Here is a 23,186-nt window from a genome sequence, read left to right as displayed (position 1 = left end):
CAGCGACCGGCGACCCGCAGCGAGCCGCGCACGTCCACCGACATGCGGTGTCCTGCGTGGCGATGTGTTCGACGTCTGTCGAAAACGAATCGACTGAGTGACCACTCAATCGACTAGCATCATTATCCGACGGTGGTGGGCCGCCTGTCCGGTCCGCGTGGGGGCACCTGACGGAGGCGCGGTGGGGCTGTCGTTCGAGATCCTCGGTCCGATCCGGCTACACCGCGACGGCCAGGTCCAACGGGTGCCGGCCGGCCGGCCCACCGCCCTGCTGGTCACGCTGCTGCTGCACGCCGGTGTGGCGGTGCCCGTCGAACGGCTGCGCGAGGAGTTGTGGGGCAGGCGCCCACCGGCTTCGGCCGTGGCGAACCTGCGCAGCCACGCCAGCGGGCTACGTCACCTGCTCGACTCCCCCGGCCGTCCGGCCCGGCTGCACGCCGAGCACGGCGGTTACCTGCTGCGGGTCGAGCCGGGCGAACTGGACGCCGCCGAGTTCGAACGGCTCGCCACCGAGGGGCACGCGGCCCGCATCGGCGGCGAACCCGAACTGGCCGCCACGCTGCTGGGTCGCGCGCTGGCGCTCTGGTCGCCGACCGACCCACCCCCGGCGTACGGGCCGGCGACCGCGGCGGCCTTCGACCGGCTGCGCGAGCGGCGGGCCGGCGCCCGGGAGACGTACGCGGCCTGCCGGCTGGACCTGGGCGACCCCGGTACGCCGGCGTTGCTGACTCTGCTGCGCGACCACGTCACCGAGCATCCGCTGCGCGAGCCGGCGTGGGCGCTGCTGATGACCGCCCTGGACCGCGCCGGTGACCAGGCCGGCGCGGTGCGGACCTACCGGGCGGCGTGCCGAGCGCTCGACGGCGAGCTGGGCGTCGCGCCCGGGCCGGAACTGACCGAGCTGTACCGCGAGGTCCGCCGGCACGCGCCCCGGCCACCCGTCCCGCCCCGGCGACGCGTCGCAGGCCACACCCGCGATCGTCCGGTCGACCCGGGCGGGCCACGCGTACCGCACGAGCTGCCCTGCCCCACAGCCCCGTTCGTCGGTCGGCGCGCCGAGCTGGCCCGGCTGCGCGACGCCCTGGCCGACACCGGGCAGCAGCCGGTCACCGTCGCGGTCTTCGGCATGGCCGGCACCGGCAAGTCGGCCCTGGCCCTGCGCGCCGCGGCGGAGGCGCTGGACGCCTTTCCCGACGGCCAGCTGCACCTCGACCTCGGCGGGTCGGTCGCCGACACCCCGCCGCCACCGTTGCAGGTGGCCACGCGCGTGCTGCGGGCCCTGCACCCGGGCGCCGACGAACCGGAGCCCGCCGGCATCGCGGAGGCCCGGGCCCGCGTCCGGTCCCTGCTGTTCGACCGCCGGGTGCTGCTGGTGCTCGACAACGCCGCCGACGCCGCCCAGGTCGACGGCCTGCTCCCGGTACGCGGCGGATGCGCCCTGCTGGTGACCAGCCGCACCCCGGTCACCAGCGGCGACGCGCCGGCGCTGCGGCTCGATCCGCTGCCGGCCGCCGACGCGCTGGCGCTGCTGCGGGCCACCGCCGGGGATCGCCCGGTCGACGAGGAGCCAGAGGCGGCGTCGGCGGTGGTCAGCCTCTGCGAGCGGCTGCCGCTCGCGCTGCGTACCGCGTCCGGTCGGCTGACCGAGGGACCACACTGGTCGCTGAGCCGGCTGGCGCGACTGCTGCGCGACGAGCGGTACCGGCTCGCCGAGACCGGGCTGGGGCCCCGGCTCGGCGCCAGCTACCGCCGGCTCGGCTCGGCGGCGCCGATCTTCCTCCGGCTCTGCCGGGCCTGCCCGGGGCCGGTCACCGCGGAGCTGACCGCCGCGCTGACCGGAGCACCGCCGGAGGACGCGGCGCGGGCGCTGGACCGGCTGGTCGCCGCACAGCTCGCCGAGCCGGCCGGGCCGGGCCGGTTCCACATCGGCGACCTCGTCCGGCTCTACGCCGCCGAACTCGCCGCCACCGAGGCGAGCGGGTCCGCACCGGTCAGGCCGCGGCCGGCGCGTCCTGGCGGTAGCCACGGGCCTGGAGGGTGAACAGTCGGGCGTACCCGCCACCGGCGGCGAGCAACTGGTCGTGGTCACCGCGCTCGACGACCTGCCCGTCGGCGAGCACCACGATGGTGTCCGCGTCGCGCACCGCGTTGAGCCGGTGCGAGATGAGCAGGCTGGTCCGGCCCCTGCGCAACTCACCCAGCCGCTGGTTGAGGTCGTGTTCGGCCTCGGCGTCCAGACCCGAGCTGGGCTCGTCGAGGATCAGCAGGTCCCGGTCGGCCCGCAGGAACCCCCGGGCCAGCGCCACCCGCTGCCACTGGCCGCCGGAGAGCACCACCCCGGTCTGCGGGTCGTCCCGGTCCGGGCCGTCGAAGAAGATCCGGGTCAGCAGCGTCTGGTAGCCGCGGGGCAGCGCCGTCAGCGCCTCGTCGATGCCGGCGTGCCGGGCAGCGGCCCGCAGCCGCTCCGGGTCGTCGCGCGCGCTCAGGTCGCCCAGCGCGATGTTCTCCGCCGCGCTGAGGTCGTACGGCATGAAGTCCTGGAACACCGCGCCCAGCCGCTCCCGCAGCGCACCGGGATCGAGTTCACGCAGGTCGACGCCGTCCCACCGGATGCTGCCGCGTTCCGGGTCGTAGAACCGGCACAGCAGCTTGACCAGGGTGCTCTTGCCGGCGCCGTTGAGCCCGACCAGCGCGGTGGTCGAGCCGGCCGGCAGGCGCAGGTTCACGCCGCGCAGCACCCACGGGTGCTGCGGCGAGTAGCGGAACCACACGTCGCGCAGCTCGATGCCCTCGGTCAGCGGCGGGACCGGCCGGGGCGTGGCCGGCACCGGCAGGTCCGGTTCGACGTGCGCCACCTCGTCGTAGTGCTCGAAGAGCAGCAGCGCCTGGTGGATCGCGCCGAGCTGGCCGACCAGACTGCCCAGCGCGCCCTGCACCCCGGGCACGGCGGCCAGGTAGATCACCACGTCGCCGGGGGTCAGCCCACCGGCGCGCGCGACCGAGACGGTGTAGACCACGCCGATGCCGGCCACCGTCGCGCCGAGCAGGCCGAGGACGGCCTGGGCCCGCACCTCGCGACGGTCCAGCCGCTGCTCCACCCGGTGCATCGAGTGCAGCTCGTCGAGCATCCGGTCGCCGAAGAACCGGCCCAGACCGAACAGCCGCACCTCCTTCGCCGCCGGCACGCCCACCAGGAGCTGGGCGAAGAAGAGGTCCCGGCGCTGGAAGTGCTCCAGCCGCAGCACCATCGTCGCGCGGGCCCGGTTGAGCCGCAACTGCATCCAGAGGGTGGGCAGCGCGGCGACCAACACCAGCACACCGATCAGCGGGTTGAGCATCAGCAGGACGCCGAGGAAACCACCCATCGCCAGGACGCTCTGCACCGCGCCGAAGGCGTTGCCGGTCAGCTGGGTGGGGCCGAGGTGACCGGTCTGCTGGGCGGCCTGCAGCCGGTCCTGGAACTCCGGGTCCTCCAACCGGACCAACCCGATCAGGCGCTGCACCGCGTCGTACAGCCGGCGGCGCACCAGCCGGGACACCGCCCGCGACCGCTCCGCTGCCACGTAGGTGCGCAGGTGCGGCAGGACCGTGCCGAGCGCGGCGGCCACCGCCAGGCCGGCACCGAGCGCGGTCAGCGGGACGGGGGCCGAGCCACCACCGGTGAGCCGGTCCAGCAGCAGCTTGGTCAGCGCGGCCACGAGCACCGGGGTCAGCCCGGCCAGCACGGCCAGCACCAGGTCCGTGGCGGTTCCCACCGGGGCGGCCCGCCAGGTCAGGCCCAGGGCCGCCCGGGCGTGCCGGGCGGCCCGTCGCGGTACCAGCCGGGGGCCGCTCACCGCGCCACCGGCAGGTCCAACCGGGCGATGCCGAACGCCGTCGACGCGACGATCCCGCGCTCGTCGAGGAGGCCGAACGCGGGGAACCCCTTGACCCCGAACGCGAGCGGCAGCGCACCGGTGCCGGGTTCGACGAAGACGGTCGCCAGACCGCTGAACTGCTCGGCGTACGGCTGGGTCTCCGGGCCCTTGCCGACAACGACGATCCAGACGTGCTCGGCGCCGCCGGGCATCGTCCGCGCCCGGTCGACGAGCAGCGGCAACTGCTCCTCGCAGTGCTCGCAGCTCGGCGAGAGGAACGCGACCAGGGTCATCGGCGGAAGGTCGGCCCAGCTGAGGATGCGACCGTCCACCGTGGTCGAGACGAAGTCACCGGGGATCGAGCCGACCTCCAGCATCACCGCCGGAGGTTCGCCCTGCCGGTCGCTGAGCAGGTCGGTGTGTTCACGCAGCCGACGGATCACGCCGAGCAGCAGGATCAGGTTGAGCAGGCCGAGGGCGGCGACGAGGACGACGGCGACGGTCAGCAGCGCCATGAGGGCTCCTTCGGGGATGCGGAATGAGGGACCGGGGTCATGGCCGGCCGGCCGGACGGGACGGCCGGGACGGGGTGGGGGCGAAGAGGGTCACCAGGTCGTCGAGGCGGACCACCACGGCGGTGAGCGGGACGGCGACGCCGACGGCGATCAGCACCTCCGGCGCCGACAGCGGTGGCCCGGTCGCGGTGGCCCAGCCGAGCAGGCCCAGCAGCGCCACCGCGGCGAGAGCGAGGTTGCGCCCGACGTGGCGGGCGCCGACCGGTGCGTCGCCGGCGCCGAAGCAGCGGCAGGCCGGCCGTGCGCCCCGGCGCAGCGCCCCGACGATCGCGGCGGTGAGCACACCCAGCAGCCCCGCGGCGAGCAGCAGCCCGGCGGGCACGGTACGGAGGACGGCGAGCAGCACGACCACGCCCGCCTCGGCGGCGACCGCGACGCGGGCCGCCGGGGGCGCCCACCGGGAGGGCACACCGAACTGGCCGACCGACCCGACGAACTCCGCGAAGCCCGCCCGGGTCCGCAGCTTGCCGACGACCGCGACGAGAAACACCAGGGCCAGCAGCAGCCTCGCGGTCAGTTCCAGAACTCGCATCCGTACGCCACCTCCTTGCCGGAGGCACACGCTAGGAGCGACGGATACAGCACGGATACATCGACCACCCTCGTCGGGTGCGTCGGCTGTACCAGCGGTGTACCGGGCCGCCGTAGCGTCCCGGCAACGATCCGTATCGGGAGGAGGTGAACGGATGTTCCGTCGACTGGAAAGCCTGGGCGAGCGGATGCTCGGCGTGTTCGTGCCCAAGGTGACGGCGGCCGCCGGCTGTCCGCCGGACCCGTGGTGCGCGCTCTGTGGGACGTGCTACTTCAAGCGGTGCAGCCAGAACTTGGGCTGCCAGACGTTCTGCGGCAGCTGCGGCTACTACTGCAGCGCGGGCGTGAGCACGATGACCGCTCTCTGCTGAGGCGGTGACGGCGTGCCGTCCGGCCCTGGGCCGGACGGCACGCCGTCCTGCGTACCGGTTGCGTCGCCGGGTCAGTCCGCGCGCAGTCGCGGGCGGACCACCACCCCGAGCACGTCCGGCTCGGGGATGTAACCGCACTCGCGGGAGTCGTAGCTTTGCGACGGGTTGTCGCCGAGCACCACCAGCCGTCCCGCCGGCACCACCCGCTCGCCGCCCTGGCGCAGCAGCGGCACCCGGTCCACCGGCACCGGATCGCCCGGCACCGCGTACGCCCGCTTGATCAGCAGGCCGGGTTCGCCCGCCGCGTCCGGCCGCGTGGGGTGACCGGCGGTCATCCTGGCCGGGGCCACCACCACGACCACGTCGCCGGGGCGGACCCGGGCCAGCGGCACGCGCCGGGCCAGCACCCGGTCACCGGAGCGCAGCGTCGGCTCCATGCTGCGGCCCACCACCGCGACCAGCAGCAGGTGCCGGCGGGCCCAGAGCAGGCCGGCGGTGGCCACCGCGAGCACGGCGACCACCGCGAGCCATCCCAGCACCGGCATCGCTCAGGCGCCGCGCAACGTCGCGCCGAGGCGCTCCGCCGCGACGGCGACCGCCGCGTCCCGTGCCGCCACGGCCTCCTCGACGGTCAACGTCCGGTCCGGCGCCCGGAACGTCAGCTTGTACGCCAGCGACCGGCGACCCTCGCCGAGCTGCGCGCCGGAGTACACGTCGAACAGCCGGACGTCCTCCAGCAGCTCACCGGCGCCCGCCTCCAGCGCACGACGCACCTGCTCCGCCGGCACCGAGTCGTCCACCACCAAGGCCACGTCGATCAACGCGGGCGGGAAGCCGGACACCGTCGGCGCGGGCGTCACCGGGGTCGGCGGCAGCGCGTCGAGGTCCAGCTCCATCGCGCAGGTGCGGCGGGGCAGCTCCAGCGCCGCCACCACCGTCGGGTGCAGCTCACCGGCGTGCCCGACGACCGTGCCGTCGACGCGCACCTCGGCGCAGCGGCCCGGGTGCCACGGCGCGTACTCGGCCGCCCGCACCTCCACCCGCTCGTCGGGGATCCCGGCGGCGTCGAGCACGTCACGGGCCGTCTCGATGGCGTCCGCCCAGCCGGCCGGTCGACCCGCGCCCCACCAGCCGGCCGGGTCGAGGTCGCCGGCGAGCACCGCCGCGACGTGCACCGGCTGCGCCGGCACCACCGCGTCGGCGGCGGCGAACTCCTCGTCGGTCGGCCGCCGGTCCACGCCCATCGCCGGCGGGCTGCCGGCGCCGGGACGCGGGTGGAAGACCGCGCCGATCTCGTAGAGGGCGAGGTCGCGGTGACCCCGGCCGAGGTTGCGCTTGAGAATGCCGAGCAGCGGGCCGAGCAGCATGGTGCGCAGCAGCGGCTCCTCCTCGGACAACGGGTTGGCCAGCCGCACCGCGGGCCGGCGCGGGTCGTCGGCCGGCAGGCCGAGCTGGTCGGCCAGCTCCGGCGACACGAACGGGTGCGCGAGCACCTCCACGTACCCCCGCTCGGCCAGCGACACGGCCACGGCCCGGCGGCGACGCTGGCGCGGGGTCAGCCCGCGACCGGGCGGCGCGGTCGGCAGCACCGACGGCACCTTGTCGTACCCGTCGAGGCGGACGACCTCCTCGACCAGGTCGGCCGGGTCGGTCAGGTCGGGCCGCCAGCTCGGCGGGGTGACGCTCAGCGCCACGCCCGCGCCGCTGGCCGTGCCGACCGCGCCCGGGTCCTCGGACAACCGGTCCGCGCCCTGCGCGACGGTGCAGCCGACCCGCTTCAGCAGGGCGACGACCCGCGCCGGCGGGTACTCGACGCCGACCCGCCGGGTCGGCAGGTCCGCCGGCAGGGTGATCGGGGTACGCGGCCGGACGTGGTCGATGTCCAGGATCTCCGCGCTCGGGGTGCCGCCACCGTGCTCGGTGAGCAGCCGCACGGCCCGCTCCAACGCGACCAGCGCCACGGCCGGGTCGACGCCCCGCTCCCAGCGCTTCGCGGCCTCGCTGAACAGCTTGTGCCGGCGGGCCGTGCGCCCGACCATCGCCGGGTCCCAGTGCGCCGCCTCGAAGAGCACTGTCGTGGTGCCGGGGACGACCTCGCTCGTCTCGCCACCCATCACCGCCGCGAGGGAGATCGGCCCGGTGTCGTCGCAGATCACCATGTCGTCGGCGGTGAGCACCCGGTTGACGCCGTCCAGGGTGGTCAGCTTCTCCCCCGGCTCGGCGCGGCGGACCACAAGCGGCCCGACGATCCGGTCGGCGTCGAAGGCGTGCATCGGCTGGCCCAGCTCCAGCATCACGTAGTTGGTGATGTCCACCGGCAGCGAGATGCTGCGGATGCCGGCGGTGACCAGTCGCTGGGCCATCCACGACGGGGTGGGCGCGGTCGGGTCGATGCCGCGGACCAGGCGGGCGGTGAACCGGTCGCAGCCGACCGTGTCGCGGACCTCCACCGGGTACGCCGGCGTCGGCGTGCCGCCCGGCGCGGGCGCCATCCCCGGGTCGCGCAGCGGCACGTCGAACGCGTGCGACAGCTCCCGGGCCAGGCCCCGCAGGCTCAGCGCGTACCCCCGGTCCGGGGTGATCTCCAGCTCGAGAACGACGTCGTCGAGGCCGACGACGGGCCGCGCGTCGTCGCCGGGCTTGGCGGACACGTCCGGCGGCAGCACGATGATGCCGGAGTGGTCGTCGCCCAGGCCCAGCTCCTTCGCCGAGCAGATCATGCCGGCCGAGTTGTGCCCGTACGTCTTGCGGGCGCCGATGGCGAACCCGCCGGGCAGCACACCGCCGGGCAGGATCACCACCACCCGGTCACCGGGGGCGAAGTTGCGCGCCCCGCAGACGATCTCCTGCGGCTCGCCGGTGCCGTTGGCGGCGCCCACGTCGACCCGGCAGAAGCGGATCGGCTTCTTGAAGCCGGTCAGCTCCTCGACCTCGCGCACCTCGCCGACGACGAGCTGGCCGGTGACGCTCTCGCGCAGGTCCACCACGGACTCGACCTCGATGCCGAGGTTGACCAGGGCCTGCTCCAGGTCACCGGTGGGCAGGTCGGCGGGGAGGTCGACGTACTCCCGCAGCCAGCTGACAGAAACTCGCATGACTTCAGACCACCGTTCCCGTGTCTCGTACCCGCATCGCCTACGCCCCGGTGGAGAGCGCGCGGCTGAACCGCACGTCGCCCTCGAAGAGATGGCGGATGTCGCTGACCCCGTGCCGGACCATCAGGGTCCGGTCGATGCCCATGCCGAAGGCGAATCCGGAGTAGACCTCCGGGTCGACGCCGCAGGCGCGCAGCACCCGCGGGTTGACCATGCCGCAGCCACCCCACTCGACCCACTGCGGGCCGTCGCGGTGCTCCGGGAACCACACGTCGAACTCCGCCGACGGCTCGGTGAACGGGAAGTAGTGCGGCCGCCACCGGGTCTTCGCCTCCGGGCCGAACATCGCCCGCGCGAAGTGGTCGAGGGTGCCCCGCAGGTGCGCCATCGTGATGCCCTTGTCGACCACCAGGCCCTCGGCCTGGTGGAACACCGGGCTGTGCGTGGCGTCGATCTCGTCGGTGCGGTAGACGCGGCCGGGCACGATCACGTAGATCGGTGGCTTGCGGCTGAGCATGGTGCGGGTCTGCACCGTCGACGTGTGCGTTCGTAGAACAAGGCCCGAGCCCGCGGAGCCATCGGCGGATGCGATGTGGAACGTGTCCATCAGCCCGCGTGCCGGGTGGTCGGCGGGGATGTTCAACGCGTCGAAGTTGACCCACTCCAGGTCGACCTCGGGACCCTCGGCCACCTCGTAGCCCATCCCGACGAACAGGTCGCTGATCGACTCCATCAGGACGCTCAGCGGATGCCGGGCCCCGCGCGGACGCCGGTTGAAGGGCAGCGTGACGTCCACCCGCTCCTCGACCAGCACCCGCTCGGCCTGCTCGCGCTCCACCACCTCGGCGCGGTCGGCGTACGCGGCTTCGATCGCCCGGCGGGCCTCGTTGACCCGCTTACCGGCGTCGGACTTCGCGGCCGGCGGCAGCGCGCCGATCTCGCGGCGCGCGAGGGAGACCGGCGACCGGTCCCCCAGGTGCGCCGAACGCAGCGCGGTCAGCGCGTCCGGATCGGCGGCGGCCGTGAACGCCTTCGTGGCGTCGGCGACGGCCTCGTCCAGGGCGGCCGGGTCGAGCAGGGCGACCTGCTTCGGGTCGTACGGATCGTTGCGGTAGCTCATGGCGTACGGGCACTCCCTCACGGCGGCGCCAGCCCTCATCGGGGCGGCTAGGCGAGTCTACGGACGCGCGGCTGTGCCGCAGCCCGCCGGTAGGAGTTGCGCAGGGAGCAGGTCAGGCCCGCCGCCCGCCGACACCGGCGGGCTGGCTAAACGAACGCCGTGTCGCGTTCATGGGCGGATGCTCTCCCCTGCTGTCGGTCGCGCCGGAGGTGGTCACCGTCAGCGCTGCGCTCTCGCTGAAGCGTACAGGCAGACCGCGGCGGCGGCAGCCAGGTTGAGGCTCTCCGCGCGCCCGTACAGCGGCACCCGCACCCGGGCGTCGGCGGCGGCGGTCAACTCCTCGGGCAGGCCGTGCGCCTCCGAGCCGAACAGCCAGGCGGTGGGCCCGACGAGCCGGCCGTAGTCGGTCAGGTCGTCCAGGTCGTCGTCGCCGTACCCGGTGGTGGCGAAGATCGACAGCCCGGCGGCGCGCAGCGCGTTGACCACCGCGACCGGGTCCGGCGCGCGGACCACGTCGACGTGGAAGAGGCTGCCGGCCGAGGCCCGCACACACTTGCCGTTGTACGGGTCGACCGCGTCTCCGGCGAAGACCACCGCACCCGCGCCGGCGGCGTCGGCGGTGCGCAGCACCGTGCCGGCGTTGCCCGGGTCGCGGATCTCGGCGAGCACCGCCACCAACCGGGGCCGGCCGGCGAGGGCCTGCTCCAGCGGCACGTCGAGGTGCCGGCAGACGGCGACCAGCCCCTGCGGGGCGACGGTCTCGGCCAGCGCGGCGAGCGCGTCGTCGGTCACCTCGGAGACCGGCACGTCGGCGCGGGCCGCCGTCGCGGCCAGCTCCGGGTGCCGGTCCAGCGCGGCGGGCGTACCGAACAGCTCGGTGACCACCCCCGGCCGGGCCAGGGCCTCGCGGACCGCCTGCGGGCCCTCGGCCAGGAAACGGCCGGTGGCGTCGCGGTCCCGGCGGCGTTGCAGGCGGCGTGCGGCGACGACCCTGGGGGTACGCGGGGTGAAGGCCATGGTGTGTGTTCCTCCGGCACGATTGAGGCGCCCCCCGGACGGCGGTGCCGACACGGGAGACGCCTCGCTCTGGTGCGGGGGGATCAGGCGGCCTGGGCCGCCGCGCCGCCGGTGCCCTCGGCCGCGACCGCGGCCCGGGCCAGCTCGACGATCGCCGCGAAGGCGGCGGCGTCGTTGACAGCCAGGTCGGCCAGGATCTTGCGGTCCACCTCGATGCCGGCCAGACGCAGGCCCTGGATCAGGCGGTTGTAGGTCATCCCGTTGGCCCGGGCGCCCGCGTTGATCCGCTGGATCCACAGCTGCCGGAAGTCGCCCTTGCGGTCGCGACGGTCCCGGTAGGCGTACTGCATCGAGTGCAGCACCTGCTCCTTGGCCTTGCGGTACAGCCGGGAGCGCTGACCGCGGTAACCGCTCGCGGTCTCCAGCAGGGTACGACGCTTCTTCTGGGCGTTTACAGCCCGCTTGACGCGTGCCATCTCAACTCCTTCTTACGTAAAGGTGGCGCGCGTCAGCGGCCGAGCAGCTTCTTGATGCGCTTGACGTCGGCCTTGGCCAGCACGACCGTGCCGGTCAGCCGGCGGGTCTGGGTGGAGGGCTTCTTCTCCAGGTTGTGGCGGAGGCCGGCCTGCTGGGCAACGATCTTGCCCTTGCCGGTCACCTTGACCCGCTTACCCATACCCGTGTGGCTCTTCATCTTCGGCATGTGGAACGTCTTCTCCCCTGTTACTCGCCGCTGGTGTCGGCGGCGAGGCCGGTGTCACCGGCTGCTGCGGTCTCGCTGACCGCCGCGGTCTCATCGGCTTCCGGAGCGGCGGACTCGTCCGCTGCCCGGTCCCGAGGTCCGCCGCGGGACGCCGTAGCGGCGACCGCGGAGGCCTTGACGGCCCGATGCGGGGCGAGAACCATGATCATGTTTCGGCCGTCCTGCTTCGGAGCGGCCTCGACGTATCCCAGTTCCGTGATCTCGGATTCGAGCCGGCGCAGGAGCCGGTAACCCAGCTCCGGGCGGCTCTGCTCGCGACCGCGGAACATGATCGTCACCTTGACCTTGTCGCCCGCCTTGAGGAACCGCACCACGTGACCCTTTTTGGTCTCGTAGTCGTGCGGGTCGATCTTCGGACGGAGCTTCATTTCCTTGATGACGGTCTGCTGCTGATTACGCCGCGCTTCGCGCGCCTTGAGTGCGCTCTCGTACTTGAACTTGCCGAAGTCCATGAGCTTGCACACCGGCGGGCGCGCCATCGGCGCAACCTCGACCAGGTCCAGATCGACGTCCGCGGCCAGCTGAAGGGCGCGCTCCAGCGGGACGATGCCCACCTGCTCACCCTCGGGGCCGACCAGTCGGACCTCACGTGCCCGGATCTGCTCGTTCACGCGTGGTTCGACGCTGATGGGGCCTCCTCGAGTCGTTTCTGCTCTGTCGCCGACCCCTGCGGCTCCCGGGTGGGAACCGACCCGGAAAGCAGAAGGCCCCGGCGCATGCCAGGGCCCGCTCGACCGGTCGGCGTGATCACAGGATCACACGTCCGGGACCGGGACGTGCCCGGAACCGGTGACCGGACCCGGCCACCGTGGCGGCGACTCGGGTGGGAGCAGGCGCTCCGCTTTCAAGGCTGTCTGCTCGCATGCGGAGACAGCCTGGTCGACTCGACAACAGTACACCGCCGCCTCGCTCGCCCCCAAACCGGGCACCCCGGCCGTGAGCAGCGCCGACCGTGGCGCGGGTCGCCGAGCGGCGGGGTCAGCTGCCGGCGGCGCGCTGGGCGAGGCGGTTCAGGTGGGCCTCGTGCAGCCGGCGCAGGGCGCGGACCCCGTCGACGGCCAGCTCCTTGTCGGCCGCCTGCAGGGCGACCATCGGCAGCAGGTCGTCGTCGTGCAGCTCCAGGCTCGCCCACGGCGCGCCCCGGTCGAAACGGACACCCCGGACAACCTCCCAGGGCAGCTCGTACGAGCTGATGACGTTGCGCACCCGGATGCCCCGCGCGTCCGCCTCCACCCGCGGGCGGGTGAACAGCAGGAAACCCAGCGCCCCGAAGATGCCCAGACCGATCATGGCGATCTGGTCGCCGCGCTGGAAGCTGCCGTAGCCGTCACCGGTCGGCCCGCTCAGCGAGGTGGCGACCACGGCGAACACCACCACCAGCGCGACCGCCGCCGACCAGCACACCACCCGGATGCGGCGGGGCTTGAGACGGACCAGCTCGGTGTCACTCACCCCACCAGTCTGCCACCCGTACCCGCCCCACAGACGCACCACCCGCCGAGCCATCACTCAGCGTCCCGCGACGCGCCCATGCCGGCGCGGCGCGGTTGATCAGTCGAGATCAGCGAAACGGGGGTGTCCCGCGCGGGCGGACACCCCCGTCTCAGCGATCCCGTGAACGCTCAGAGGCGGCAGGCGTGGATGTTGGTCACCAGGATGGCGCGGGCGCCCAGCTCGTACAGCTCGTCCATGATCCGGTGCACGTCGTCGCGGAGCACCATGGCCTGCACTGCCACCCAGCCCTCGCGGTGCAGCGGCGACACGGTGGGCGACTCGATGCCGGGGGTCAGCCCGCTGGCGCGGTCCAGCAGACCGGCCGGGACGTCGTAGGCGAGCATCACGTAGCGGCGGGCCACCAGCACGCCGTGCAGGCGGCGCAGCAACTGCTCAGCCTGCGCGTGCGCCGGTGCGCCGGCGCGGCGGACCAGCACCGCCGACGAGCGCAGCAGCGGCTCGCCGAACACCACGAGGCCCGCCTGACGCAGGGTCGCGCCGGTCTCCACCACGTCCGCGATCACGTCGGCGACACCGAGGCGTACGGCGTTCTCCACGGCGCCGTCGAGGCGGATCACCTCGGCCTTGACGCCCGCCTCGTCGAGGTGCCGCTCGACCAGCCCCGGATACGCGGTGGCGATCCGGTGCCCGCCCAGATCCTGCACGGAGGCGATGTCGTCGGGGCGGGCGGCGAAGCGGAAGGTGGCCCGACCGAAGGCGAGGTCGACGACCTCCTCGGCGGGTGCCGCCGAGTCGATCAGCAGGTCCCGGCCGGTGATGCCGAGGTCGAGGTCACCGGAGCCGACGTAGGTGGCGATGTCCTTGGGACGCAGGTAGAAGAATTCGACATCGTTGGCCTCGTCGCGGCAGACGAGGTCCTTGGGGTCGGTGCGCTGGCGGTAGCCCGCCTCACGCAGCATCTGGGCGGCCGGCTCGGCCAGGGTGCCCTTGTTGGGGATGGCGACACGCAACATGACGGAGTGCTCCTTCGATCGAATCTGATCAACGACGGGGCGCACTCACAGATGTCGGTATACGTCCTTCAGTTCGAGACCGCTGGCGAGCATCAGCACCTGGACCTGGTAGAGCAGCTGGGAGATCTCCTCGGCGGTGCGCTGCGGCCCCTCGTGCTCGGCGGCCATCCACGACTCGGCCGCCTCCTCGACAACCTTCTTGCCGATGAAGTGCACGCCCTTGTTCAGCGCGGCGACGGTGCCCGAGCCCGGGGTGCCGGCGGCGGCCTTGGCCTGCAGCTCGGCGAACAACTCCTCGAACGTCTTCACGGGGAACGATTCTTCCAGCCGCCCGGCCGGCGCCCCGAGTCCGGGTCCACCGCGACCCAGCAGGCGGACAATTCCCTATCAACATGGTGGGAAAATCTTCGATCGACGCCCATGGACCTCTACGCTGTCCGCCATGGCCAGCCGCTCACGCCTTTTCGCGCTCACCCTCGCCGGCGTCGTCGTCGCCACCGCCGGATGCGCGCCACAGGACGAGGAACCGACACCCACCGCCACGCCGTCCTGCACGAAGGACAGCCTGCCCACCCGTACGCCGGGCAAGCTCACCATCGCCACCGACCAGCCGGCGTACGAGCCGTGGTTCCGGCAGGACAAGCCGGACAGCGGCGAGGGCTTCGAGGCCGCCGTCGCGTACGCGGTGGCCGAGAAGCTCGGCTACGCCCGGGGCGACGTCACCTGGACCCGGGTCAAGTTCGACACCGCGATCGCGCCCGGGGAGAAGAACTTCGACTTCGACATCAACCAGTTCTCCGTCACCGAGGAGCGCAAGCAGGCGGTGGACTTCTCGGCCCCGTACTACCTGGTACGGCAGACCGTCATCGCGCTGAAGTCCTCGAAGATCGCCGGCAAGACCTCGCTGGCCGACCTGCGCGGCGCCCGGCTCGGCGCCCAGGTCGGCACGACCAGCTACCAGGCGATCACGGACGTCATCAAGCCGTCCGCGAAGCCGCAGGTCTACAACAGCAACGACGACGCCAAGAAGGCCCTGCAGAACGGGCAGATCGACGGGCTCGTGGTGGACCTGCCGACCGCCTTCTACATCACCGGCGCGGAGATCACCGACGCGACGATCGTCGGGCAGGTGCCGCAGGTGGGCGTGCCGGAGGCGTTCGGGCTGCTGCTGGACAAGAACTCGCCGCTGACCCGCTGCGTGAGCGGCGCGGTCGGTCAGCTCAGCGAGGCCGGCACGCTGACCGAGCTGGAGCAGAAGTGGCTCGCGCAGGTGGCGGGGGCGGCCGAGCTGAAGTGACGCCGCGGGAGCACACCCCCTCCACGGCGCAGCTGCGGCGGTCGGCGTACCGGCGTCGGCAGAGCCTGCACAGCGTGCTGATCGCGGCCTTCTCCACGGCGGCGCTCGGCACGTTGCTGGTCGTCGCCGTGACCGGCGCGCCGGGCTGGGACCGGGTCCGGCAGTCGTTCCTGGACCCGGAGATCGGCGCCGACGCGCTGCCGGCCGTGCTGGACGGGCTCTGGCTCAACGTCCGGCTGCTGGTCTGCTGCGCGGCCGGCGCGCTGCTGCTCGGGCTGGCGATCGCCGTGCTGCGGACACTGCGCGGCCCGGTCTTTTTTCCGGTACGGGCGCTGGCCGCCGGCTACACGTACACCTTCCGGGGTTTGCCCCTGATCATCGTGCTGTACCTGCTCACCCTCGGCGTGCCCGGGCTGCGGCTGCGGGGCATGCCGTCGGTGCTGGTGCTCGGCGGGCTCGCGCTGGTGCTCACCTACGGCGGCTACCTGGCCGAGGTGTTCCGGGCCGGCATCGAGTCGGTGCACCCCAGCCAGCTCGCCGCGGCCCGTTCGCTGGGCCTGACCTACCGGCAGACGATGCGGCACGTGGTGCTGCCGCAGGCCGTCCGCCGGGTGGCGCCACCGCTGCTCAACGACGTGGTGGCCCTGCAGAAGGACGTCGGCCTGGTCTCGCTCGCCGGCCCGATCGACGCGGTCCGCGCCGCCCAGATCGCCACCGCCCAGTCGTTCAACTACACCCCGTACGTCGTGGCCGGAGTGCTGTTCGTGCTGCTCGCGATCCCGCTGATCGCCGTCACCGACTGGGTGACGCTGCGCTCGGCCCGTCGCCAGTCGGGAGGCTGACCATGGCGCTGCTGCGCTGCCGGGGTCTGCGCAAGGAGTTCGCCGGCCACGTCGTGCTGGACCGGCTCGACCTGACGGTCGCCGAGCACCGGGTGGTGGCCCTGATCGGGGCGTCCGGGTCGGGCAAGTCCACGCTGCTGCGGTGCGTGAACCTCCTGGAGGAGGTGGACGACGGCACCATCGAGCTGGACGGGGAGGACATCTCCGACCCCCGGGTGGACGCCGACCGGGTCCGTCGGCGGATCGGCATGGTGTTCCAGGCGTACAACCTGTTTCCGCACCTGAGCGTGCTGGACAACATCACCCTCGCGCCCCGGCGGGTGCACCGGCGGGCCCGCGCCGAGGCCGAGGCCCAGGCCCGCGACCTGCTCGACCGGGTGGGGCTGGGCGCGAAGGCGCACGCCTACCCGGACGCGCTCTCCGGCGGGCAGCAGCAGCGGGTGGCGATCGTCCGGGCGCTGGCGAACTCGCCCCGCCTGATGCTGCTCGACGAGGTCACCTCGGCCCTGGACCCGGAACTCGTCGGCGAGGTGCTGACGATGATCCGGGACCTGAAGGCCGACGGGATGACCATGGTGCTGGCCACCCACGAGATGGGCTTCGCCCGGGAGGTCGCCGACGAGGTGTGCTTCCTCGACGCGGGGCGCGTCGTCGAGAGCGGCCCACCGGAGCAGGTGCTCGGCGAGCCGACGCAGGCCCGCACCCGTCAGTTCCTGCGCCGCATCATCGAAGCCGGCCGACTCTGAGGCCAGCCGGCACCGGAGCCGGCCGACACCGAAGCCGAACAGGCCCGGAGCCGGTCGGCACCGAAGCAGAGCAGCGCCGGAGGCGGCGTCAGCCGCCGAAGCCGACCCGCTGCGCGTTGCCGGCGGCCACGGTCCGGACGGCCAGCGCCGCGTCGAGCGCCGCCACGGTCGCCGCCCAGCCCTTGTCCTCCGCCGAGCCGGGCAGCCCGGCCCGGTCCCGGGCCTGCTCGATGGTCTCCACGGTGAGGACGCCGTGCGCCACCGGCTTGCCCTCGTCCAGCGCCACCCGGGTCAGCCCGTCGGTGACCGACCGGCACACGTAGTCGAAGTGGGCGGTGGCGCCCCGCACGACCACGCCGAGCGCGACCACCACGTCGCAGCGGCGGGCGAGGGCCTGGGCGACGACCGGCAGCTCCACGGAGCCGGCGACCCGCGCCACCACGGACCGCGCCCCGCACGCCTCGGCGGCGGCGACCGCGCGCTCCAGCATGTGATCGGTCAGATCGCCGTGCCACCGTGCGGCCACCACCCCGACGGTCAACCCCGCGGCGTCGACCGCCTCGACTCCCGGCTCGCCGAAACCCGCCATCGTCATGCTCCGATCTCGTCGTCGGCGACCGGACGCCCCAGCGGCGCCTCGGACACCTCGTCCAACTCGTCCAGCAGGTGACCCATCCGGTCCCGCTTGGTGCGCAGGTAGCGCAGGTTCTCCGGATGCGCGCCGGCCGGCAGGCTCTCGCGGCCGGTGACGGTGAGCCCGTAGCCCTCCAGCCCGGCCCGCTTCGCCGGGTTGTTGGTCAGCAGCCGCATCGAGCGCACGCCCAGGTCGTACAGGATCTGCGCGCCGGTGCCGTAGTCGCGGGCGTCGGCCGGCAGACCCAGGTCGAGGTTGGCGTCCACGGTGTCGCGACCCTGGTCCTGCAACTGGTACGCCTGCAGCTTGTGCAGCAGGCCGATGCCGCGTCCCTCGTGCCCGCGCACGTAGAGCACCACGCCCCGGCCCTCGCGGGCGACCCGGGCCAGCGCGGCGTCCAGCTGCGGCCCGCAGTCGCAGCGCAGCGAGCCGAACACGTCCCCGGTCAGGCACTCGGAGTGGACCCGGACCAGCACGTCCTGACCGTCGCCGAGGTCACCGAGCACCATCGCGACGTGCTCGGCCGGGTCGTGCTCGGCGCGGTAGCCGAGCGCCCGGAACACCCCGTGCCGCGTCGGCATCCGGGCGTCGGCAACCAGCTCGACCTGCTTCTCGGTACGCCGCCGGTAGGCGATCAGGTCGGCGATGGTGATCAGCGTGAGGCCGTGCTCGGCGGCGAACTTCTCCAGGTCCGGCAACCGCATCATGGTGCCGTCGTCGTTGACCAGCTCGCAGAGCACGCCGGCCGGGCGCAGCCCCGCGAGCCGGGTCAGGTCGATCGCCGCCTCGGTGTGCCCGGGTCGGCGCAGCACCCCGCCCTCGCGGGCGCGCAGCGGCACCACGTGCCCGGGCCGGGCCAGGTCGGTCGGATCGGTCGCCGCGCCGGCGAGCAGCCGGCTGGTGTGCGCGCGGTCGGCCGCCGAGATGCCGGTGCTGATCCCCTCCCGGGCGTCCACGGTCACCGTGTACGCGGTGCCGCGCCGATCCTGGTTGGTGTGGTGCATCGGCGGCAGGTCGAGCCGGTCGGCCTCGCTCTCGGTCAACGCCACGCAGACGTACCCGGAGGTGTGGCGCACCATGAACGCCATCAGCTCCGGCGTGGCCCGCTCGGCCGCGAAGATCAGGTCGCCCTCGTTCTCCCGATCGGCGTCGTCGACCACGACGACCGGCCGCCCGGCGGCGATCTCGGCGATCGCCTCGTCGATATCGGCGAAGCTGCTCATGCGACGGCCTCCGTGTAGGTGGGCGGGAGTGCGGCGGCCGGCCGGGTGGCGCGCGAGGTGCGCCACCAGGCGGCGAAGCCCCAGGCGCAGAAGGCGCCGTAGACCAGGTACATGGCCGCCGACGGGTAGAACCCGCCGCGCAGCAGCAGCGGCACGCCGACCGCGTCCACCGCGATCCACACCAGCCAGAACTCGACCCAGCCACGGGCCATGCCGTAGGTGGCCAGCAGACTGCCGGTGAGGATCCAGGCGTCCGGCAGCGGGCCCCAGGAGCCCAGCGCCTTGAGCACCGGGTACGCGGCAGCGGTGCCGACGACGGCGGCCAGCAGCAGCACGAGCCGCTCCCGCCCGGTGGCCCAGCGCGGCAGCACCGCGGCGTGGTCGGCGTCGACGCGGCTGTTGCGACGCCACCGCCACCAGCCGTAGACGCTTACCGCGAAGAAGAACACCTGCCGGCCGGCCTGCCCATACAGGTCGTGCGCCTGCGGGGTGGCGAACACCCCGCCGAGGAAGACGGTGAACAGCAGCGCGTTGCCGATCATGCCGACCGGCCACGCCCAGACCAGCCGACGCAGCCCGAGCAGCGCGGAGACCAGCCCGAACACGTTGCCGACGATCTCCCGGGCCAGCACCGGCGAGCCGGCCACCTGCACCTGGGCGTCGAGCAGCCAGCCGAGGGGGCCCATCAGGCCACCCCGCCCGTGCTCGGGGTCGCCCCGGACGCGTCGGTGAGCCGGGCGCCGAGCAGCCGCTCGACGTACTTGGCCAGCACGTCGACCTCCAGGTTGACCGGGTCGCCGACGCCCTTCGCTCCGAGCGTGGTCAGCTTCAGGGTGGTCGGGATCAGCCCGACGGCGAACTCGTCCGCGCCCACCTCGGCCACGGTCAGCGACACGCCGTCGATGGTGATCGAGCCCTTCTCCACCACGTACCGGGCCAGGGCGGCGGGCAGCCGGAACCGCACCGTCTCCCACTGCTCGGCCGGTTCCCGGGAGATCAGTTCGCCGACGCCGTCGACGTGGCCCTGCACGAGGTGCCCGCCGAGGCGGCTGCCCAGCGCCGCCGCCCGCTCCAGGTTGACCGGGTCGCCGGGGCGCAGCGCGCCCAGCGCGGACCGGCGCAGGGTCTCGCCCATGACGTCGGCGGTGAAGATGCCGTCGGCCGCGTCCACCACCGTCAGGCAGACGCCGTTGACGGCGATGGAATCACCGTGGCGGGCGTCCGAGGTGACCAACGGGCCGCGCACGGCGACCAGCGCCGAATCGCCCGCCGTGGCCGTGACCCGGACGATCTCCCCCAACTCCTCGACAATGCCGGTGAACATGTCAGCCCTCCCTTTTGCGGGGCAAAGCGGTGATCCGGAGATCCGGACCGACCTGCGTAACGTCGACGAACTCCAGATCGATGGCCTCAGCGATGGTCGTCACTCCCGCGTCGACCAGGGCGGTGGGGCCGGCGCCGAGCAGCCGGGGCGCGACGTACCCGACGATCTTGTCGACCAGGCCGGCGGCCAGGAACGCGCCGGCCAGCCGGGGGCCGCCCTCCAGCAGCACCGCGCGGACCCCGCGCTGGTGCAGCGCCGCGAGCAGCGCCGACAGGTCGACCCGGCCGTCCGGGCCCGCGCCCACCTCGGCCGCGGTCGCGATCCACGTCCGCGCGGCGCCGTCGCGGACCCGGGCGTCGAAGGGGGTACGCCCCGAGCTGTCCACCACCACCCGCAGCGGCTGCCGGATGGCCAGGCTGCCGTCGCGCAGGTTGCGGGCGGTCAACCGGGGGTCGTCGGCGAGCACGGTGCCCACCCCGGCGACGACCGCGTCGACCGTGCCGCGCAGCGCGTGCACGTCGATCCGGGCGGCCTCCGAGGTGATCCACATGCTGGTGCCGTCCGCGGCGGCGGACCGGCCGTCGACGGTGGCGGCGTACTTCCAGATGACGTACGGCCAGCCCCGGCGCATCGAGGTCAACCACGCGACGTTGCCGGCCTCGGCCTCGTCGCCGCGTACCCCCAGATCCACCTGGACCCCGGCGGCGCGCAACGTGGCGGCGCCGCCGGAGGCCACCGGGTTCGGATCGGGCACGGCGATGACCACGCGGGCCACCCCGGCCTGGACGAGCGCGGTGCTGCAGGGGCCGGTGCGGCCGGTGTGGTCGCAGGGTTCCAGAGTGACGACCGCGGTGCCGCCCTCGGCGCGCGGGCCGGCCTGGGCCAGCGCGACGATCTCGGCGTGCGGCCCGCCGGCGTAGGCGTGGAAGCCCTCCCCCACGACCTCGCCGTCGGCGTCGAGCAGCACGCACCCGACCACCGGGTTGGGGCTGGTGGTGCCCAGCCCGCGAGCCGCCAGCTCGATCGCACGCCGCATCGCCTCATCGACGGAGACGCTGGCCATCGCCCTGTTCTGCCCTCTCACTCGCCGGTCCGCGCGCGGGCGGTCAGGGAGGCGGCATGGACCGCGGGCAGGCGGCGGCGGAGTCCGGGTACGGCACAGCCGACCCGGATGGGCGGCACGGCACGCTGACGCCAGCGGCCGGCTCGGACCCGTCCGTCCCGCGCGCTGTCTCCCATCCGGACTGTCTGGGCGCGGACGAACCGCCCCCAACCGTCGGCCCCGGATTTTCACCAGGTCCACCGGGCGGCAAGCCGTCCGGGTCGCGGGCTGACCACGGTTGGACCGTGGATCACCGCCGGTTCGGAATTTCACCGAGTCCCGCCAGCGCGTGGTGGGTACTCCGCAGTCTTACACGCCGAACGCGGTGTGTCCTTATCCAGGCGAGCTAGTTCACAGCGGGATCACGCGTCAGGTGACGCCGCGCCGCCGGTCCACCGCCACGTACGACCCCGGCTGGCTCTTGGCGACCGTCTTCATCTCCGAGGCCACCGCGATCGCCTCCAGGGGGTCGGTGAACCGCTTGCCGGCGTCGGAGAGGGAGACGCCGATGGACAGCGTGACCAGGGCGGCCCGGCGGATGTTGCCGCGCCGGTCCTTCAGCTCGACGAAGCCGCGCTCACGGTCGGTGGCGTCGTAGAGCGTGTCGGCGGACTTCTCGAAGTCGACCACCGCCCGGGAGGTCAGCGGGCGGACCTGGTCCGGCGCGCAGACGATCACGAAGTCGTCGCCGCCGACGTGACCGAGGAACGCCGGCGGCAGACCCACCGCCACCACCGCCCGGTGCAGGCTGCGGGCCAGCGCGGAGATGAAGTCGTCGCCACGCACGAAGCCGTACCGGTCGTTGACGCTCTTGAACCGGTCGATGTCGATGTAGCCGACCGCGTAGTCCACCCCGTGCCGGACCCGGTCGCTGATCTCCCGCCGGATCCGGCTGTTGCCGGGCAGCCCGGTCAGCGGGGAGACCTCCCGGAACTCCTTGTTGCGGCGCAACGTCGAGGAGACCCGGGCCACCAGCTCGGCGGTGTCGAACGGCTTGACCAGGTAGTCGTCCGCGCCGGCGCTGAGCCCGTGGACCTTGTCGACGGTCATCCCCTTGGCCGTCAACATGATCACCGGAATGGCGGAGGTCATCGGGTCGGCGCGCAGCCGTCGGGTCAGCTCCAGCCCGTCGATGCGGGGCATCATGAGGTCGACCACGGCCAGGTCCGGCCGTTGCCGCTCGATGACCTCCAGGGCCTCCTGGCCGTCACTGGCGTGGATCACCTCGAAGCCGTGCAACCGCAGGTTGAACTCGACGAACCGAGCGATGTCCGCGTCGTCGTCGACGACGAGGATGATGTCCTTGCGGTCGGCCTCCGGCTCCACCTCAGGCCCCGGGCGCCGCGCGCTCCGCCAGGGCCCGCAGTCGCCGGACCGCCTCGGCCGGGTCGGCGGCGCCGTAGACGGCGGTGCCAGCCACGAACGCGTCGGCGCCGGCGGCGGACGCCTGCTCGATGGTGTCGGCGGCGATCCCGCCGTCCACCTCGATGCGCAGCTCCAGGTGGCCGGCGTCGACGTGCCGGCGGGCGGCGCGGACCTTGTCCAGCAGCTGCGGGATGAACCGCTGCCCGCCGAAGCCCGCCTTGATCGTCATGATCAGCAGGGTGTCGAAGCTGGGCAGCAGCTCCAGGTACGGCTCGATCGGGGTGTCCCGGTCGATGGCCAGCCCGGCCTTCGCGCCGGCCGAGCGCAGGTCCTTGGCGAGCGCCACCGGGTCGTCGGCCGCCTCGGCGTGGAACGTGACGTTGTACGCCCCGGCGTCGGCGTAGCCGGGGGCCCACCTACGCGGGTCGGAGATCATCAGGTGCACGTCGAACGGCATCGTGGTGGCGGCTCGCAGGCTCTGCACCACGGGCAGCCCGATGGTCAGATTGGGCACGAAATGGTTGTCCATCACGTCCACGTGCAACCAGTCCGCGGCGTCCTCGACGGCACGGACCTCTTCGGCGAGGCGGGCGAAATCGGCGGCCAGGATGCTCGGCGCGACGATCGGCGGCGGTACGGTCACGGGGCCAGTGTACGAACGCGGCCACCCGCCGCCCGCAGCACGGCACCAACTCCGACACGCTGTGATCCAGCAGTGACCAGTAGTGCAGAATAAGCCGGTCCGGGCCATCGATTCCGGACGAACAGACATCAGTGGCTGGCCGATCGACCCAAACGCGACGACACTCCAACCGGGACGGTGCCGTAGGCTGCACGCCCGCCGGGGTCGCGCCGC

At 73.4% G+C, this 23,186-nt stretch carries 25 protein-coding genes and 1 riboswitch; of the genes, 5 read left to right on the top strand and 20 right to left on the bottom strand.

Features of this window, described 5'->3' with window-relative positions; all coding sequences use genetic code 11:
• Positions 1-181 precede the first annotated feature (181 nt).
• The gene (locus ABZT87_RS17100) at positions 182-2,041 is read left to right on the top strand and encodes an AfsR/SARP family transcriptional regulator (protein WP_355136444.1); all 1,860 of its coding nucleotides are present in this window, start codon (positions 182-184) and stop codon (positions 2,039-2,041) included.
• Here the strand turns inward: ABZT87_RS17100 and ABZT87_RS17095 are convergent.
• From ABZT87_RS17095 to ABZT87_RS17085, 3 genes are read right to left on the bottom strand one after another with little or no spacing between them, the layout of a single operon-like run.
• A complete protein-coding gene (locus ABZT87_RS17095; RefSeq protein WP_355136442.1) occupies positions 1,992-3,836 on the bottom strand; it encodes an ABC transporter ATP-binding protein in 1,845 nt (614 codons plus the stop codon). The two genes, ABZT87_RS17100 and ABZT87_RS17095, sit on opposite strands and share 50 nt — an antisense overlap.
• Positions 3,833-4,372, bottom strand: coding sequence for a hypothetical protein (locus tag ABZT87_RS17090; RefSeq protein ID WP_355136440.1), 540 nt, complete (start codon positions 4,370-4,372; stop codon positions 3,833-3,835). The genes ABZT87_RS17095 and ABZT87_RS17090 overlap by 4 nt, the downstream gene beginning before the upstream one ends.
• Positions 4,373-4,409: 37 nt before the next feature.
• Positions 4,410-4,964: a MauE/DoxX family redox-associated membrane protein gene (locus tag ABZT87_RS17085; protein WP_355136438.1), complete on the bottom strand. Its 555-nt coding sequence runs from the start codon at positions 4,962-4,964 to the stop codon at positions 4,410-4,412.
• A 154-nt stretch (positions 4,965-5,118) separates the two neighbouring features.
• On the opposite strand from ABZT87_RS17085, the gene ABZT87_RS17080 reads away from it, so the two are divergent.
• On the top strand, positions 5,119-5,334 hold the full coding sequence (locus ABZT87_RS17080) for a hypothetical protein (RefSeq protein ID WP_355136436.1): 216 nt from the start codon (positions 5,119-5,121) through the stop codon (positions 5,332-5,334).
• 71 nt (positions 5,335-5,405) lie between these two features.
• On the opposite strand, the gene ABZT87_RS17075 is transcribed toward ABZT87_RS17080, so the two are convergent.
• From ABZT87_RS17075 to ABZT87_RS17030, 10 genes are all read right to left on the bottom strand, one after another.
• Complete coding sequence (locus ABZT87_RS17075) at positions 5,406-5,873, bottom strand: S26 family signal peptidase (RefSeq protein ID WP_355136434.1); 468 nt, start codon at positions 5,871-5,873, stop codon at positions 5,406-5,408.
• A gap of 9 nt (positions 5,874-5,882) precedes the next feature.
• Positions 5,883-8,429, bottom strand: a complete 2,547-nt coding sequence (pheT, locus tag ABZT87_RS17070) for a phenylalanine--tRNA ligase subunit beta (protein ID WP_355136432.1) — start codon at positions 8,427-8,429, stop codon at positions 5,883-5,885.
• Between the two features lie 40 nt (positions 8,430-8,469).
• The gene (pheS, locus tag ABZT87_RS17065) at positions 8,470-9,549 is read right to left on the bottom strand and encodes a phenylalanine--tRNA ligase subunit alpha (protein ID WP_355136430.1); all 1,080 of its coding nucleotides are present in this window, start codon (positions 9,547-9,549) and stop codon (positions 8,470-8,472) included.
• A 219-nt stretch (positions 9,550-9,768) separates the two neighbouring features.
• Positions 9,769-10,620, bottom strand: coding sequence for an RNA methyltransferase (locus tag ABZT87_RS17060; protein WP_355136428.1), 852 nt, complete (start codon positions 10,618-10,620; stop codon positions 9,769-9,771).
• 29 nt (positions 10,621-10,649) lie between these two features.
• Positions 10,650-11,042: a 50S ribosomal protein L20 gene (gene rplT / locus ABZT87_RS17055; RefSeq protein ID WP_030335718.1), complete on the bottom strand. Its 393-nt coding sequence runs from the start codon at positions 11,040-11,042 to the stop codon at positions 10,650-10,652.
• A gap of 32 nt (positions 11,043-11,074) precedes the next feature.
• On the bottom strand, positions 11,075-11,269 hold the full coding sequence (rpmI, locus tag ABZT87_RS17050; RefSeq protein ID WP_007458415.1) for a 50S ribosomal protein L35: 195 nt from the start codon (positions 11,267-11,269) through the stop codon (positions 11,075-11,077).
• A 20-nt stretch (positions 11,270-11,289) separates the two neighbouring features.
• Entirely contained in the window at positions 11,290-11,940 is a 651-nt protein-coding gene (gene infC, locus ABZT87_RS17045; protein WP_328655039.1) for a translation initiation factor IF-3, read from the bottom strand.
• Between the two features lie 367 nt (positions 11,941-12,307).
• Positions 12,308-12,781, bottom strand: coding sequence for a PH domain-containing protein (locus tag ABZT87_RS17040; RefSeq protein WP_355136426.1), 474 nt, complete (start codon positions 12,779-12,781; stop codon positions 12,308-12,310).
• 170 nt (positions 12,782-12,951) lie between these two features.
• Positions 12,952-13,797, bottom strand: a complete 846-nt coding sequence (gene hisG / locus ABZT87_RS17035) for an ATP phosphoribosyltransferase (RefSeq protein ID WP_355067107.1) — start codon at positions 13,795-13,797, stop codon at positions 12,952-12,954.
• 45 nt (positions 13,798-13,842) lie between these two features.
• Positions 13,843-14,106 carry a phosphoribosyl-ATP diphosphatase gene (locus ABZT87_RS17030; RefSeq protein ID WP_234589761.1) on the bottom strand — a complete coding sequence of 88 codons (264 nt, stop codon included), beginning with the start codon at positions 14,104-14,106 and terminating at the stop codon, positions 13,843-13,845.
• Between the two features lie 133 nt (positions 14,107-14,239).
• Here ABZT87_RS17030 and ABZT87_RS17025 point away from each other — a divergent pair, with 133 nt between their 5' ends.
• Genes ABZT87_RS17025 through ABZT87_RS17015 form a run of 3 tightly spaced genes read left to right on the top strand, consistent with a single transcriptional unit; the run spans position 14,240 to position 16,682 of the window.
• A complete protein-coding gene (locus ABZT87_RS17025) occupies positions 14,240-15,094 on the top strand; it encodes a transporter substrate-binding domain-containing protein (protein WP_355067106.1) in 855 nt (284 codons plus the stop codon).
• Positions 15,091-15,936 (top strand): ABC transporter permease subunit, encoded by an 846-nt coding sequence (locus ABZT87_RS17020; RefSeq protein ID WP_355136424.1) that lies wholly within the window; start codon positions 15,091-15,093, stop codon positions 15,934-15,936. Before ABZT87_RS17025 ends, ABZT87_RS17020 begins: the two co-directional genes overlap by 4 nt.
• A 2-nt stretch (positions 15,937-15,938) precedes the next feature.
• The gene (locus ABZT87_RS17015) at positions 15,939-16,682 is read left to right on the top strand and encodes an amino acid ABC transporter ATP-binding protein (protein ID WP_355136422.1); all 744 of its coding nucleotides are present in this window, start codon (positions 15,939-15,941) and stop codon (positions 16,680-16,682) included.
• Positions 16,683-16,770: 88 nt separating this feature from the next.
• Here ABZT87_RS17015 and ribH read toward each other — a convergent pair whose 3' ends face one another.
• From ribH to rpe, 7 genes are all read right to left on the bottom strand, one after another.
• Positions 16,771-17,271, bottom strand: coding sequence for a 6,7-dimethyl-8-ribityllumazine synthase (gene ribH, locus ABZT87_RS17010; protein ID WP_234589790.1), 501 nt, complete (start codon positions 17,269-17,271; stop codon positions 16,771-16,773).
• Positions 17,272-17,273: 2 nt separating this feature from the next.
• Positions 17,274-18,539, bottom strand: coding sequence for a bifunctional 3,4-dihydroxy-2-butanone-4-phosphate synthase/GTP cyclohydrolase II (locus ABZT87_RS17005; RefSeq protein WP_354857814.1), 1,266 nt, complete (start codon positions 18,537-18,539; stop codon positions 17,274-17,276).
• Positions 18,536-19,225, bottom strand: a complete 690-nt coding sequence (pnuC, locus tag ABZT87_RS17000) for a nicotinamide riboside transporter PnuC (protein WP_354857812.1) — start codon at positions 19,223-19,225, stop codon at positions 18,536-18,538. The genes ABZT87_RS17005 and pnuC overlap by 4 nt, the downstream gene beginning before the upstream one ends.
• Positions 19,225-19,863, bottom strand: a complete 639-nt coding sequence (locus ABZT87_RS16995) for a riboflavin synthase (RefSeq protein ID WP_355136420.1) — start codon at positions 19,861-19,863, stop codon at positions 19,225-19,227. Before ABZT87_RS16995 ends, pnuC begins: the two co-directional genes overlap by 1 nt.
• Position 19,864: 1 nt before the next feature.
• Positions 19,865-20,926, bottom strand: a complete 1,062-nt coding sequence (gene ribD, locus ABZT87_RS16990) for a bifunctional diaminohydroxyphosphoribosylaminopyrimidine deaminase/5-amino-6-(5-phosphoribosylamino)uracil reductase RibD (protein WP_354857808.1) — start codon at positions 20,924-20,926, stop codon at positions 19,865-19,867.
• Positions 20,927-21,086: 160 nt separating this feature from the next.
• Positions 21,087-21,256, bottom strand: a riboswitch (FMN riboswitch).
• Between the two features lie 78 nt (positions 21,257-21,334).
• Positions 21,335-22,381, bottom strand: coding sequence for a response regulator (locus tag ABZT87_RS16985; protein ID WP_355136506.1), 1,047 nt, complete (start codon positions 22,379-22,381; stop codon positions 21,335-21,337).
• The gene (gene rpe / locus ABZT87_RS16980) at positions 22,293-22,973 is read right to left on the bottom strand and encodes a ribulose-phosphate 3-epimerase (RefSeq protein WP_354857803.1); all 681 of its coding nucleotides are present in this window, start codon (positions 22,971-22,973) and stop codon (positions 22,293-22,295) included. Before rpe ends, ABZT87_RS16985 begins: the two co-directional genes overlap by 89 nt.
• Positions 22,974-23,186: the final 213 nt, after the last annotated feature.

Origin of the sequence: Micromonospora sp. NPDC005237 (assembly GCF_040607775.1) — a bacterium.
In the GTDB taxonomy this organism is placed as follows: Bacteria; Actinomycetota; Actinomycetes; order Mycobacteriales; family Micromonosporaceae; genus Micromonospora.
This window is presented reverse-complemented; position numbering and strand designations above follow the sequence as displayed.